Annotated in this window: 12 protein-coding genes and 1 tRNA gene; 3 read left to right on the forward strand and 10 right to left on the reverse strand. The window is 35.4% G+C overall.

The annotated features are described in order from the left end of the window. Positions 1-45 precede the first annotated feature (45 nt). A complete protein-coding gene (htpG, locus tag K7I92_RS01215; protein WP_203245472.1) occupies positions 46-1,923 on the forward strand; it encodes a molecular chaperone HtpG in 1,878 nt (625 codons plus the stop codon). A 123-nt stretch (positions 1,924-2,046) separates the two neighbouring features. Here htpG and K7I92_RS01220 read toward each other — a convergent pair whose 3' ends face one another. Continuing rightward, positions 2,047-2,499, reverse strand: coding sequence for a hypothetical protein (locus tag K7I92_RS01220; protein ID WP_220281727.1), 453 nt, complete (start codon positions 2,497-2,499; stop codon positions 2,047-2,049). Between the two features lie 85 nt (positions 2,500-2,584). Between K7I92_RS01220 and K7I92_RS01225 the strand changes: the two genes are divergently transcribed. Then, positions 2,585-3,562, forward strand: a complete 978-nt coding sequence (locus K7I92_RS01225) for a YafY family protein (RefSeq protein ID WP_220281728.1) — start codon at positions 2,585-2,587, stop codon at positions 3,560-3,562. Between the two features lie 5 nt (positions 3,563-3,567). Here the strand turns inward: K7I92_RS01225 and K7I92_RS01230 are convergent, their stop codons facing one another. Then, the gene (locus K7I92_RS01230; protein ID WP_203245469.1) at positions 3,568-4,185 is read right to left on the reverse strand and encodes a YitT family protein; all 618 of its coding nucleotides are present in this window, start codon (positions 4,183-4,185) and stop codon (positions 3,568-3,570) included. A gap of 135 nt (positions 4,186-4,320) precedes the next feature. Here K7I92_RS01230 and K7I92_RS01235 point away from each other — a divergent pair. Further along, positions 4,321-4,408: transfer RNA gene (locus K7I92_RS01235), tRNA-Ser, on the forward strand. A 176-nt stretch (positions 4,409-4,584) separates the two neighbouring features. On the opposite strand, the gene pyk is transcribed toward K7I92_RS01235, so the two are convergent. The 8 genes from pyk to K7I92_RS01275 are packed head-to-tail and all read right to left on the reverse strand — an operon-like array spanning position 4,585 to position 14,061. Beyond that, on the reverse strand, positions 4,585-6,021 hold the full coding sequence (gene pyk / locus K7I92_RS01240; protein WP_222150633.1) for a pyruvate kinase: 1,437 nt from the start codon (positions 6,019-6,021) through the stop codon (positions 4,585-4,587). A gap of 11 nt (positions 6,022-6,032) precedes the next feature. After that, a complete protein-coding gene (pfkA, locus tag K7I92_RS01245) occupies positions 6,033-6,995 on the reverse strand; it encodes a 6-phosphofructokinase (protein WP_203245467.1) in 963 nt (320 codons plus the stop codon). A gap of 38 nt (positions 6,996-7,033) precedes the next feature. Then, a complete protein-coding gene (locus tag K7I92_RS01250) occupies positions 7,034-7,951 on the reverse strand; it encodes an ATP-binding protein (protein WP_220281730.1) in 918 nt (305 codons plus the stop codon). Next, entirely contained in the window at positions 7,951-9,078 is a 1,128-nt protein-coding gene (locus tag K7I92_RS01255) for a hypothetical protein (RefSeq protein ID WP_203245465.1), read from the reverse strand. The genes K7I92_RS01250 and K7I92_RS01255 overlap by 1 nt, the downstream gene beginning before the upstream one ends. Further along, positions 9,050-9,667: a dephospho-CoA kinase gene (coaE, locus tag K7I92_RS01260; protein WP_220281731.1), complete on the reverse strand. Its 618-nt coding sequence runs from the start codon at positions 9,665-9,667 to the stop codon at positions 9,050-9,052. Before coaE ends, K7I92_RS01255 begins: the two co-directional genes overlap by 29 nt. Continuing rightward, entirely contained in the window at positions 9,664-10,470 is an 807-nt protein-coding gene (gene mutM, locus K7I92_RS01265; RefSeq protein WP_220281732.1) for a bifunctional DNA-formamidopyrimidine glycosylase/DNA-(apurinic or apyrimidinic site) lyase, read from the reverse strand. Before mutM ends, coaE begins: the two co-directional genes overlap by 4 nt. Beyond that, positions 10,470-13,058 carry a DNA polymerase I gene (gene polA, locus K7I92_RS01270; protein WP_220281733.1) on the reverse strand — a complete coding sequence of 863 codons (2,589 nt, stop codon included), beginning with the start codon at positions 13,056-13,058 and terminating at the stop codon, positions 10,470-10,472. Before polA ends, mutM begins: the two co-directional genes overlap by 1 nt. A 7-nt stretch (positions 13,059-13,065) precedes the next feature. Beyond that, a complete protein-coding gene (locus tag K7I92_RS01275; protein WP_203245461.1) occupies positions 13,066-14,061 on the reverse strand; it encodes a metal ABC transporter solute-binding protein, Zn/Mn family in 996 nt (331 codons plus the stop codon).

Below are 14,061 nucleotides of genomic sequence, written 5' to 3' on the forward strand. Positions count from 1 at the left end.
GATACCATATCTAGCAGTTAGACTAATAGAGTGCTAGGAGGTTATATGAAACAATTTAAAACAGAGTCAAAAAGAATTTTGGATTTGATGATTCATTCTATCTATACCAATAAGGAAGTCTTTTTAAGAGAATTGATTAGTAATGCATCGGATGCAATGGATAAACGCTACTATCAATCCCTTACTGAGAAAAATGAATCCTTAAATCCAAGTGATTTAAAAATTCAATTATTCCCTAACAAAGAAGAAAGAACCTTAATTGTTGAAGACCAAGGTTTAGGGATGAGCGCTGATGAATTAGATAAAAACCTGGGAACCATTGCGAAAAGCGGCTCTTTGGATTTCAAGCAAGAAATGGAAGAACCAAATGATACTATTGATATTATTGGACAGTTTGGAGTTGGCTTTTATTCTGCCTTTATTGTCAGTCAAGATGTACAGGTAATTTCTAAAAAAGTTGGTGAAGAAATGGCTCATCGTTGGCACAGTAAAGGAGAAAGTGGTTACTCTATTGAAGAAAGCTCTTTAGACCATTTTGGAACAAAGATTATCTTAAAACTCAAAGACAATACAGAAGAAGAAAATTACGATGAATTCTTAGAAGAATACACACTTGAAAACCTTGTCAAGAAATATTCTGATTACGTTCGTTATCCAATTCAAATGGAAAAAATACATTCTATCCCTGATCCAACGGATAAAGAAAAGACTATTTCTACCAAAGAATGGGAAACGCTTAACTCCCAAATCCCATTATGGAAAAAGAACAAAAAAGAAATCAGCGAAGAAGAATACGCTTCTTTCTATCAATCTAAATTCAATGATTTCAATAAACCCGCTAGGGTGATTCATTATCAAGTAGAAGGGGCTATTTCTTATTCTGCTCTACTTTTTATTCCTTCCAAAGCACCTTATAACTATTATTACCAAGAATACCAACCTGGTTTACAGTTGTATGCCAAGTCTGTCTTTATCTTAGATAAAGCGAAAGATTTACTTCCAGAAAGCTATCGTTTTGTGCAAGGTATCATTGATTGCGATGATTTAAGCTTGAATATCTCTCGTGAGATTCTACAACAAGACCATCAAGTAAGAGCCCTTTCCAAGTCCATTGAAAAGAAAATTCATTCTGCCTTAGAAGACTTTATGAAGGAAGAGCGCTCCGGTTATGAAAAATTCTTTGATGACTTTGGTTTAACCCTAAAATTTGGTATTTTACAAAACTACGGTATGAAGAAAAATGAGCTTCAAGATCTACTTCTTTTCAAAACCAGTCAACAATCCTATTCATCTCTACAAGAATATGTGAGTCGTATGAAAGAAGACCAAAAAGCCATTTATTACGCAGCCGGTAAATCAGAGGAAGAAATTCAAACTCTTCCAGTTATGAAAAAATTAGAAGAAAAAGGTTTAGAAGTCATTTATCTATTGGATGAACGTGATGAGTTTGTCTTGAACTTCATTCATAGCTATGCCGATAAGGAATTTATATCCATCACCAAAGCAGACTTAGATTTGGATAGCGAAGAAGAGAAGAAAGAAAAGGAAAAAATCAGTCAAGACAACAAAGACCTTCTTTCTAAGATGAAAGATTGTCTAAACGATAAGGTCAAAGAAGTGCGTATTTCTTCTCGCTTGGTGGATCAACCGGTTTGTTTAGTAGCAGAAGATGGTGTTTCATTAGAAATGGAACAATATTTAGCTAAGGATCCATTGGTCAAAGATATGAATCCTAAAGCCACCAAAATTCTTGAAATCAATCCAAAGCACCCAATCTTCAAACAACTTCAGTCCTTACCGGAAGAAAGTCTATCTACCTACACTTCTCTTCTTTATCATCAAGCTTTATTATTACAAGGCTTACCGATTGATAATCCAGCTCAATTTAGTGAAGAATTATCAAAATTAATGCTTCAAAAGTAGGACGCTTTTTGGTAACATCCATATTCTTCATTCTTTAAACCCTTTCAATCAAATCATAACCACCTATTTTACAGGTGGTTTCTTATTTTATCCATAAAACATTGAATGGCTATGAAAGAAATGCTAGAAAGTCATCGTTAATGGCTTTTGTGTCTTTCCTTTTAATATAGATTTACGAACACTTGAAATTAGTAAACCCGGTAAGAAGAACAAATGAATCCATGCCATAGTTCCATCCATTCCTTTAAAGATTAGTGCTAATAGCACAAAGCCTATATAGAATGGAAAATAGAAGTAGAAATCTTCTCTTTGGTAACTTTCTAGCCATGCACTATGTAAAACTATCCAAATCCAGAAAATCGGGCTAAGCGATAATCTCAAATAAATCATTAAAAAGGATAAAGAACATAGACATACCATTCTTGCAATGGAGAAATGTTCATTCATTTTTTCTATGGTTTGAAAGAATAAATAAGTTAAACATAATCCAAAGAGAAATAACTCCCCATTTAAATAAAATGTGGCACTCATCCAAAATATAACTTGATCCAAACGATATTGATTTTTTGTATTCATCCTTCTATCTCCTTCTGTACTTTTATAGTAGACAGAATTTTCTTAATCACTAGGAAAATATTTTCCTCTTGCTTATAATTATGGTATGAAGAATTCATTACAGTATAGTCAATTATCATTTGCGTTATTAGAGATTTTTCAACAAGAAGCGAATTGTTCTAATCATAAGTTATCCATGGTTGAAATCATCTCTATCTTGAATTTAAAAGGCTATCCCGAAATTAGTGATAAAACCATTCGTAAATACTTAAATATCTTAAAGGAACAAGGATATCAAATCATTTATGATAAAAAAGGAGAAAAACAAGGTTATTATCTAAAACCTTTCTTACACCCTGGGGAAACTTTCTTATTGGTTCATTCCCTTAGACAATCCAATATGTTCGTGGATAAACGGCGTGAAAGAATAGAGGACTTCTTATTTCAACAAAGTTCTATTCAATTTCTACCTTTTATTTCTAATTCAAGGCAAAGAACACAAGTGGCGAATCTGTTGGATACTTGCTTAAACGCTATCCAATCACAACAACAGCTACAATTTCATTACTTTGATTACGATATTTATCACCATGTTATTACTCGTCATAATGGGCAACTATATCGACTTAGCCCCTATGCCTTGCATATTCAAAATAATCATTATTATTTGATTGGCTATTATGAACCGGAAAAAGAAATTCGTAATTATCGTTTGGATAAAGTGCTTCATTTACAGGTCTTAGAAAAAGAAGCCATTTTAAAACCGTTCTTTTTAGAAGAATATCTGGAAAGTAATTTTAATATGTACAAAGGATTGAAACAGACTCTTCAATTGGAATTAAAGATAAAAGAAGCCAATCCCTTTATCACCGATTTATATGAACGTTTTGAGAAAATAACTATCTTAAAAAGTCCTCGTCCGGAGATATATCGAATTGCTGTTAAAACAGCGATTAGTCCTCCTTTGATTGCTTGGCTAATGCAACAAAGCTCTTATTTGAAGGTAATTTCTCCTTTGGAAGTTATTGAAATCATTCAATCCAGAGTTAAGGAATTATTATCTCTATATATAGAAAAAGATTAGCGGAATTAAGCACCAATCTTTTTTTGAAAACTTTGGAATCGGTGGACAAGGAAAGAAATCATACTACTAGTTAAAAGAGAAGCAACAATCGTCCCTAAACCAACTCGACCACCCAACGCCCAACCGATTAGGAATAAAAGAAAATCCATCATGGTTCGGATAAGTTTATATGGTAAATTGAAATGAAGTGATAATGCTGTGGCAACAGAATCGTAGGGATTCATTCCATTTTCTTCTAGTATGAGTAAACTGGCGGATAAAGCAATAAAGAAAATAGCTAATAAAACAAGTAAGATTTGGACAAAAAGATAATTTGAATTAGGTAATAAATTCATACAAGGTTGAAGCCAATCAATTGCCGGACCAACCAATATGGAAAAAAGAATAGAAGATAGACCTAAATACCTCCTTGCAAATAGATAGGCTAACGTAATGAATACGCAACTATATAAAATAGAAGCCCAACCTACTGATATTCCCAATGTATGATGCAAACCATCTTCAAATACGGTAATACAATCACTACCAATACCTGCTTTTAGATAAAGATTGATGCTTAGCCCACAAAAAATAGCAGACAAAAAAGTTATAATGAGCGTTTTAATGTTAATTTTTATATTCATCTTTACTCCTGTATGATTCGGTATTATTCCTATACGATTTTATCATAACCGCCATAAATTTCTAGGCTAATATAGCAGGAATTCGCTTTATTTTTCTTGCTTTTTTGTTTCGATATAGTAAAATGGAAAGGCATTGCAGGAATACCCAAGTGGTTGAAGGGGCAGGCTTGGAAAGCTTGTAGATCGATAACACGGTGCCAGGGTTCAAATCCCTGTTCCTGCGCTTTAATATTTTTGAAAGTCCTTATTTTAAGGACTTTTTTAATCTATATTTATTTTTTACTGAATATTTTATATATAGCTTTCTTTCCTTATATTTCCAGCAAATGAGAAATACCTTATTTTTGCCAATAAAAAGCTTATTGATAAGCACTTACCAATAAGCAAAATGAATGAAATCTATTTAACAGTAATAATCTTCATCATATTTGCAGAACCCTCGCCCGTCGGATAGCCTGCCGAAATAATGATTTGTTGACCAGGCTTAACCCCAAACTTCTTCGCAAAATCTGATGCTAATTCATCGTCATTTGTTAATTGGTTTTGCACCTTAGATAAGACGGGAATAACACCCCAATACGCTAACAATCTACGTTGTACATCTTCCCTGAAAGTAACAGCAAGAACTGGGACAGCCGGACGGAATTTGGAAATACGACGAGCGGTTGTACCACCTTGAGTAAAGACCACAATCGCCGCAATATTATCCAATGTTAATGTCGCATCCGAAATCGCAATGGATACCGCATCTTGCACTGTCTTTTGTGAAGAATTCTTTAACCATTCCAAACGAGACGCATAGTTGATAACCAGCTCTGCTTCTTCAGCAATTTCCGACATCGTTGTACAAGCTTCAATCGGATAAGCACCGGCTGCTGATTCAGCTGACAACATCACCCCATCCGAACCATCTAAAACCGCATTACATACGTCCGAGGCTTCAGCACGTGTACAGCGAGGATTAGCCGTCATAGAATCCAACATATGCGTTGCTGTAATGGCCGGTTTACCAATCACATTCGCTCTTTCAATGATGTGCTTTTGATAAATAGGCACTAACTTCGTAGAAATTTCAACACCTAAATCACCACGAGCAACCATGACACCATCCGCTACTTCCAGGATAGAATCCACATTATCATAACCTTCCTGGTTCTCAATCTTAGCAATAATATTAATGTTTGGCTTACCTTCTTCCAATAAGATAGCACGAATCGCTTCCACATCTTCCTTGCGGCGAACAAACGATGCGAAGATAAAGTCAACATCCATTTGACAACCAAAACGTAAATCCGCTTCATCCTTTTCTGAAATAAATGGCATCGATAGCTTAACACCAGGCACATTACAACCTTTGTGAGAACTAATTGGACCGGCCACTTCCACACAAGCTTTTATTTCCGAACCATTGTTATCCAAAACAGTTAAACTCATCTTTCCATCATTAATTAAAATCATATTTCCTGCTTTTAAATCTTCAAATAATTCAGGAACCTGAATATGGAAACGATCATGTGTTCCTAACATTTCTTCCTTTACTAAAGTAACAATTTCACCAATTTCATATTGTTCCGAATCATTCGCAAAATTACCTAAACGAATTTCCGGACCTTTTGTATCCAAAGCAATTGCTAAAGTAATACCTGTTTCTTGAGAAACACGACGAACCGCCTCCATACGAGCCTTATGTTCTTCATGTGTACCATGAGAGAAATTCATACGAGCAATATTCATGCCCGCATAAGCCAATCCCTTTAGCTTTTCTTCTGATTCTGATGCCGGACCCATGGTGCAAATCACCTTAGTCTTTTTAAATAAATGCTTGTTTTCCATCATGTCCCCCTTTTTTATACTAAACGATCAAACAAACGATATAATGCTTTGCGACTCTTACGAGGTAGCTCCAAAGCTTTTTCAATTGGTAGTGATGTGATTGCATTATCAATAATACCCACGCAATGACCCCCAATTCCTTGCATAAGTAAATCCACTGCTTTTTCACCCATGCGTGATGCCAACATACGATCCGTTGGACTTGGTGTTCCACCTCTTTGAATATGACCTAAAACCGTAGCACGACCAGAGAAGTCTGTATTTAACGTTACTTTCTTAGCCAAGGCTTCCACATCTGCCACCTTTTCCGAAATAATCACAATCGCATGGTTCTTATGAACAGCCGATCCTAAATAACGCAAACGTTCTAAAATTTCTGTTTCATCAAATCCTGTTTCAGGACTAATCACAATCTCAGCTCCACAAGCAAGTGCCGTATATAAAGCCAAATCACCACAATGATTACCCATCACTTCTACCAAGGAACAACGATGATGAGAAGAAGAAGTATCCCTTAACTTATCCACGTTTTCAACGCAGGTCTGTAAAGCCGTATCAAAGCCAATCGTAAAATCCGTACCAGAAATGTCATTATCAATCGTTCCCGGTAAGCCAATGCAATTAATTCCTTTCTTCGTTAAAGCTAAAGCCCCACGATAAGAACCATCCCCACCGACAACGACCAAGGCATCAATACCTTGTTTCTTAAGATTAGCAACACACTTATCTTGAATCTCTTCATCTTTAAACTCTGGCAAACGAGCCGAGCCTAAAGTCGTTCCCCCACGATTCAAGATGTCTGACACATCCGTTCTGGCTAGAGGACGGAATTGTTCATTTAATAAGCCATAATATCCATTCGAGATACCGACCACCTCTACTCCTTTGTTCAAGGATAAGCGAGTGACAGCACGAATGGCAGCGTTCATTCCAGGTGCATCTCCCCCGGAAGTTAAAACACCGATTTTTCTAACCATATTTTATCCCCCTGAAAACTTTTCCATTTTAACACACTTTAGCCTTTAATACGTCTATCTTTTCCTGATAATAGAATAGATTGCGCTAAAGCTTTCATTCTTTCCACAATTCTTGCCCCAGCCATCTTATCTTCCAGAGCAAAAGTCTGTGAATATTTCTTTTCTAATTCTTCAAAATCTAAATTGGAGGTAAACCAAGTGCATAAATGGTGATCATATCGATACATTAAGATTGGTAATAGAATCGTATCTCGACCCCAGGCGTTGATTGCTTCTGCACCAATATCATCTAAAACTAAAAATTCAACCTTCTTCACTCGATTTAAATAAAGATTAAATTCACCATCCTTCATCAAAGACATCATCTTTTGCATAAAGCTTGGCATATGCACAAAACTGACATATTCCTTTTTCTGAGCATGCGAATTACAAGCACAAGCAGCTAAGTAAGTCTTGCCCGAACCTAAACTACCTTCTATAAATAAACCCTCATTTTCATAAGAAGACCGCATGACTTGACTAACAACACGTAAATATGTTTTCGCTTCCTTTTCCATATCAATTGCATGGAAAGAAGCCTTTTGAAATTCAGGAGCCAATTCACTGTATGTATAATAAGATAAATGAGATTTTTCTTCCCTTTCTTTTCGTTTATAAGTGCAAGCTTCTAATATCGTCTCAAAATGTTCATTTACTTGAATCCCTTCATAAAAACCACATTTCTTTTGCCCACAAGCTTGCAAACCAGAACAATGGACACAAGGTTCATAATTCTTACGCCATCTTGCAAGACGGAAAGGATATTGATCAATGCAAGACAAGGGAATTTGTTTGGATTGAAGGTATTGTATTAAAACATAATCTTGTTTTAAAGAATTCGCTAACTTCTTCGCTTCTTTTTCATAGTTTTCCTGACTTTTTTTATCCTTTTCCAAGGCTAAGAAATCATAATTCATTAAAACTTCCCCCTTTCCAATTGTTTCTTAAGTGTTTCAATATCAAAATTGGTATCTTCTTCTACTTTTTCCTCTTTTAAGTGTTTCGCTTGGAAAACAACCTTTTCTGGGCGCTTTGGAATAGGCTTTTCTTTCTTCTGATTTAAATAAGCTAGAATATCCTCTCTTTTTTCTAAATGACGATTTAAGGCAGAAGTACCCACTTTCAATAAATACTTTAGATTTAAGTCCTGAATTTGTCCGATAACCCACTCGATAATCGTATTCATCACTTCATTGGATGCCTGCATTTCTTTCACAAATTGAATAATAACATCCTTTTCAACAGAATTTGGTTGGCGTCGTTGCAGTTCACGATAAAAAGCAACTGGTGCTAATTCATAAAGATGATTGTAAGTCTTTTTCGGCGCATCGAAATGATTAGCAGATTGATACAAATGACGGATTATCTTATCTTCTTCATCATAACGATGGGTTGCCTGATTCACTAATTTATCCAATTCTTTATAGTTAAATTGAAAACCATTTTGAATAACGGATAATGCTTCTAATACTTTTTTTGTCCGCCATTGGATAGGAAAAATCAATGGTTTAACCCGATTCATATACGCCGCTATATTTTTTGGAATAAGAGGGTTTTCTTTCTTCACCGCTTCTTTCTCAAGCTGAAATGGATGAGAAGAAATACGCGTGATTTCTTGATAGCCATCTAAAGAAATAGTTTGATAAGGAACACTGACCATCAATTCTTGATATTTATCTTCTGCTAAATGCCACTTCAGATCATCCACGAACACTTTTTCTTTCAAAAATTCACTTGGATACAAAGGTCTCAATAATTCCAATAAATACGATCCGTCCTTAGATTCATAAATACGCAACAAAGAATACTGTTCTAATTTCGCTAAGGTCTTGTCCATAGCATAGACATCCACCTTTGAAAAAGCCATTAAAAAGCCAAAGGAAAATAATGGTTTATTCAATAGCTTAAACGCATATAAAGTTTCATAAAGCGCTAAGGAATTTTCCAATAAAGGACCATAGAAAAAACGCAAAGAAAAGTCATCTGATTCACTTTTTTCAAAATCAACTTTTAATTTAAAATTTTGTTGGTGTTGAATCTCCATAACTTTCCTTTCTAAGCTTTCTTAAAACCTTATTCACTTGATGAACCAAGTCCTCTTTACGACCATTATTTTGAATATAAATCGTTGTTTCATTCTTAGGAAAAGCTTGTTTCTGAAGAAGATAACGCTGATTCGCTTCTTCCTTTGTATAATGACGCTCTTGTATCATACGTTTGATGACTTCCTCTTTTGAAGCATCCACAATCATGACATAATCAAAGCAATCTTGCCATCCCGCTTGGTACAATAATGGCACTTCCGCAAAGAGTAAATCTTTCTCTTGATTTCTAGTAAAGAATTTCAACATTCCTTCTTTCACAAAAGGATGAATGATTGCTTCTACCTCTTTTTTTAATATGTCATCTTTAAAAATCTTCTGTGCCACTTTTTGTTTATTAATTTGTTTAAAAGCATCAAAAACGTCTTCCCCCAAAACCCTTAAAAGATTTTCATAAACTTCACTTTTCGGAAGATATACCAAGTGGGCATATTGATCCGCATTAAAAACCGGAAATCCTTTTAACCTTAATATTTTAGCAACCGTACTTTTTCCAGCCGCAATTGTGCCTGTTATTCCTACTTTTTTCATGACTTCTGACAATGTGGACAATAATAGCTTGAGCGTCCACCAACTCGTACCGCTTTAATTTCAGCTTGACACTTTGGACATATCTTTTGCATATGAACTGCACATTCAGTTTGGAAAAGACCTGTTACACCTAAAGAAGAAGTATAGGAACGAATGGTTGTACCACCTAGTTCAATGGCTCCGGAAAGTATTTCTTGAATGGCCATCACCAATTCAGCACATTTCTTTTTTGATAAACGACAAGCCCTCATTTTTGGTCGTACACCAATCTTAGCTAAAACTTCATCAGCATAGATATTACCAATACCAGCCACAAAGCTTTGGTCTAATAATACTGACTTGATAGCTGCTTTTTTCTTTTTTAAAAAGGAATACACATAGTCTCCATTAAATTCATCAGCGAATGGTTCTGGACCTAAACCATGGAAACTTCTTAAGTCAAAATCTTTGGGTAATATTTCCATGCGTCCAAATTTACGAGTATCCATGTAGCGCAATTCCATACCGTTATCTAAAGAAAAGACCACATGAATGTGACGATTTAAAGGGACACTTGGATCTTGAATATAGAACTTTCCCTCCATCCGCAAATGAACCACCAACGTGTTTTTATCCATTCCAAGTAAGAGATACTTTCCTCTTCTTGAAAAGGAACAAAAGTGTTGCCCTGTAAAAGTATCAATGAAGCTTTTAGGATGACCGACAACCTTATCATAATACACCTGAATAGCCTCTATTCTGCGCCGGGCGATTTGTTGGTCAAGAGTGCGAATAACCGTTTCAACTTCTGGTAATTCCGGCATTACTTCGCCTCATACCAAGTTTGACCAATAGAGATTTCTGAAGTTAATGGCACATCCAAGTGCATCGCTTCTTCCATTCCCTTTTGGATAATCTTTTTCATTTCTTCTATTTCTTGCCTTGGTACATTGAAGATTAATTCATCGTGTACTTGTAAAATCATCTTTGATTTTAATTGTTTTTCATCCATCATCTTACACAGCTGAATCATCGCTAATTTAATTAAATCAGCTGCTGTTCCTTGAATGGGTGCATTCATCGCCGCCCTTTCACCAAAAGCTTGAATTTGTTTGTTTTTATCATGGATTTCCGGGATTTCTCTTCGTCTATGGCACAGTGTTTCCACATAGCCCTTTTCCTTGCAAAAATGAATGAGTCCATCCATATATGATTTAATTTCCGGATAAACACGGTAATACTTTTCAATGAAATCCCTTGCCTCAAAACGACTGACACCTAGTTGAGTAGCTAAACCAAAGTCACTAATACCATAAACAATCCCAAAGTTTACTGTCTTAGCTTGTCGACGTTGAATTGGTGTCACTTCTTCTAAGGCACAATCAAATAAATCCATGGCAGTTTGTGAGTGAATATCAATGTTGTTTTGGAAAGCTTTGATTAAATTTGGTACTTTAGCCATATGAGCTAAAATTCTCAATTCTACTTGGTGATAATCAGAAGAAATTAAAACACAATTTTCTTGAGCTAAGAAAGCTTTGCGAATTTCTTTGCCTTCTTCATCACGGATGGAAATATTTTGTAAGTTTGGTTCCGATGAAGATAAACGCCCTGTTTGTGTAGCCGCTTGATTATACACAGTATGAATTTTACCATCAGCTTGGATATACTTCTTTAAACCCTCAGCGTAAGTACTATATAATTTAGAATATTTTCGATAAGCTAAAATATCATCAATCACTGGGTATAGACCCTGTACTTTTTCCAATTCACCAGCTGCTGTTGACCGTTTCTTTCCTCTTAAAATAGCCAATTCGTCGTATAGAACAACCGCCAATTGCTTTGGCGAATTCAGATTGAATGCATGACCGGCTATTTCATAAATAGATTTCTCTAACTCTTGTATTTTTGCCAAGGTATCTTCAGCAATGCGATTTAAGACCTCTTCATCACAACGAATTCCTTCTTGTTCCATATTTTTTAAGATAAGTGCTAAAGGTAATTCTATCTTTCGATACAAATCATTTAAGTTCATTTCTTCTAGCTTTGGGTAAAAGTCTTGATCAATGCGAATGAAATTTTGTAGAAGAGAAGCGCAGTAAGCAGCCTGTTCTTTTTCAATCAATTTTTCCTTCTTATAAACATCTTCATAACGAAGCGTTTCTTGCCAATCTGTCTTTTCTTTTAACTTCTTAAAACTAGTAATCGTTGACTCTACTAAGGAGGCATAAATCATGACATCATCACTAAAGTTTAAATGAATACCATTTCTCTCTAATAAATGGGAATTTCGTTTAATGTCATACGTGGTTCGACGATAATTTGTTTCATTCCATACTTTTGGATAGGAAGCATCCTTTAAATAATCCTTCAGACTAATATATAGACATTCTTGTTGATTCGCAAAGGCCAAGCCATACACCTTAGCATCATTAAAGATAGCCTGATCTTCATCGACTACCAACCATAAGTCTTGCCGGAAGAAGCCTAGTGGTAACTGATGAACAACCTTAACACTCATTTCTTCTTTTCCTATAATGCTTTCATTATCCATTATTGAACTATAATGGCGTACTAATTGGCGCATTTCTAATGTTTCTAAGAATTGAACTAATTTATGGTAAGTTGGCTTAAAGTTTAAATCAGAAATAACGTATGGCAATTCCACATCGGTTTTTATCGTCGCTAATTTCTTAGATAAAAGAGCAGAAGCTTCTCCTTCTATGACTTTCTTTTGCAAGGCTCCTTTTAATTCGTTACGATGAGCCAAGACTTCTTCAACACTTCCATACTTCTCTAATAGCTTCACCGCCGTCTTTTGACCAACTCCAGCAATGCCGGGGATATTATCAGAACTATCTCCCATTAATCCCTTTAAATCAATAATTTGACTTGGTGTAACACCCATAATCTCTTTCACCGAATCAGGTGTCATTTCTTCCATTTCAGTAATACCTTTTTTCATCAACATGACCGTTGTTTGATCATCCACAAGTTGTAATAAGTCCTTATCAGAAGATAGAATAACACTCTTAAAAAGATTATTTTGTTTGGCTGTAGAACCAAGCAAATCATCGGCTTCAATATCCATCATTTCCACCCATTGAATTCCAAAAGCATCTAAATAATCACGCACCATTTGGAATTGTGGTACTAAATCCTCCGGCGTCTGTTTTCGACCACCTTTGTAGTCGGGATAAAGTTCGTGGCGAAAGGTATGTTTACCGGCGTCAAAAGCTACTAATACCGCATTCGGTTGAATTTGTTCCATAGCTTTTTGTAGCATGGTCGCAAACGCAAAAACCGCATTGGTTGGCAAACCGGAGCTAGTGCTCATGGATTGACCATAAATGGTCGCATAATAACCCCTAAACAGCATAGAATTACCATCAACTAACAATAATGTCTTCATACAATACCTACTTACTTTCCACTATATTTACTAAATGACTGTAATTTTCATACATAACAGAAATATAGTCCTTTTGTTTCTTTTTATCAGCAGATGGTTTTGAAGAAAGATTCGATAAAGAAACTTCCTTTAAATCCAAATCTTCCTTCACCCTCTGATATAAAATTTCCATTTCTTTACTCAGATTCTCCTCATGGACAATATAATGTACCTTATTTTCTTTAATCTTCTTCTCCATGAAAGCCAATTGCTCTTCATTTGGAAGTACCCCATACTTGCTTAAAACTAAAGGATAAACCTCAAAACCATAGGCTTTTTGCCAAGCCCCAAAACTACTCGTAACACTCACAAACGCAATGCGCTTATTTTCTTTGACTAGTTGATTAGCTAAATCTTGGTACTTGGCATCTAAATTAATAAGCTCATATTCCAAGGAAGCTAAATGTTGGTCATATAGTTTTTTATTCTCGGGATAGAGTTCCTCTAAGTTTTGATGAATGGTTTTTGCCATGGATAACATAGTAATCGGAACTAGCCAAAGATTTAAATCCCGTTTATTCGTATCGACTAATTGAAAAGAAGAATCATCATAATAGCTTTCTACCTGTGTTACTTCTTTCCCATTTTTTAGCTCTGTTCGATAGCGACCAAACTCATAGACCGCATTCCCATTACTTAAATCAATCTTCTTCAAATGGCTTTGCGACTCTAATTCTTCTTTTAAAACAGCCCCATAAGGTTCTAAAGAACCAATATGAAAATAAATGCCCACTTGACTTAAAATAGTATTTGTATCGTTTGAACGTGTACTGGATTGCACATTTAAAGCCTTCTCTTTCTGAATAGAAACCATGTCTAAATGTTCCTGTCCTAACATTTTTAACAGATATTCAACCGGGTAAATGGTATAAGCAATCTTTTTCTTTTTTGCTTGGCAAGCACTCAGCGTTAAAGAAACACACAAAACCAGTACTAAAGTCATATTTCTAAACTTTTTCCACAT

The sequence above is a fragment of the Bulleidia sp. zg-1013 genome, from assembly GCF_019798045.1.
Lineage (GTDB): Bacteria > Bacillota_I > Bacilli_A > Erysipelotrichales > Erysipelotrichaceae > Bulleidia.

Coding starts and splice junctions, on each gene's coding strand:
- K7I92_RS01220 (WP_220281727.1), bottom strand. CDS start 2,499: ATGAATACAAAAAATCAATATCGTTTGGATCAAGTTATATTTTGGATG.
- K7I92_RS01255 (WP_203245465.1), bottom strand. CDS start 9,078: ATGGAGATTCAACACCAACAAAATTTTAAATTAAAAGTTGATTTTGAA.
- K7I92_RS01225 (WP_220281728.1), top strand. CDS start 2,585: ATGAAGAATTCATTACAGTATAGTCAATTATCATTTGCGTTATTAGAG.
- mutM (WP_220281732.1), bottom strand. CDS start 10,470: ATGCCGGAATTACCAGAAGTTGAAACGGTTATTCGCACTCTTGACCAA.
- coaE (WP_220281731.1), bottom strand. CDS start 9,667: ATGAAAAAAGTAGGAATAACAGGCACAATTGCGGCTGGAAAAAGTACG.
- K7I92_RS01275 (WP_203245461.1), bottom strand. CDS start 14,061: ATGTGGAAAAAGTTTAGAAATATGACTTTAGTACTGGTTTTGTGTGTT.
- K7I92_RS01230 (WP_203245469.1), bottom strand. CDS start 4,185: ATGAATATAAAAATTAACATTAAAACGCTCATTATAACTTTTTTGTCT.
- polA (WP_220281733.1), bottom strand. CDS start 13,058: ATGAAGACATTATTGTTAGTTGATGGTAATTCTATGCTGTTTAGGGGT.
- htpG (WP_203245472.1), top strand. CDS start 46: ATGAAACAATTTAAAACAGAGTCAAAAAGAATTTTGGATTTGATGATT.
- pfkA (WP_203245467.1), bottom strand. CDS start 6,995: ATGGTTAGAAAAATCGGTGTTTTAACTTCCGGGGGAGATGCACCTGGA.
- pyk (WP_222150633.1), bottom strand. CDS start 6,021: ATGATGGAAAACAAGCATTTATTTAAAAAGACTAAGGTGATTTGCACC.
- K7I92_RS01250 (WP_220281730.1), bottom strand. CDS start 7,951: ATGAATTATGATTTCTTAGCCTTGGAAAAGGATAAAAAAAGTCAGGAA.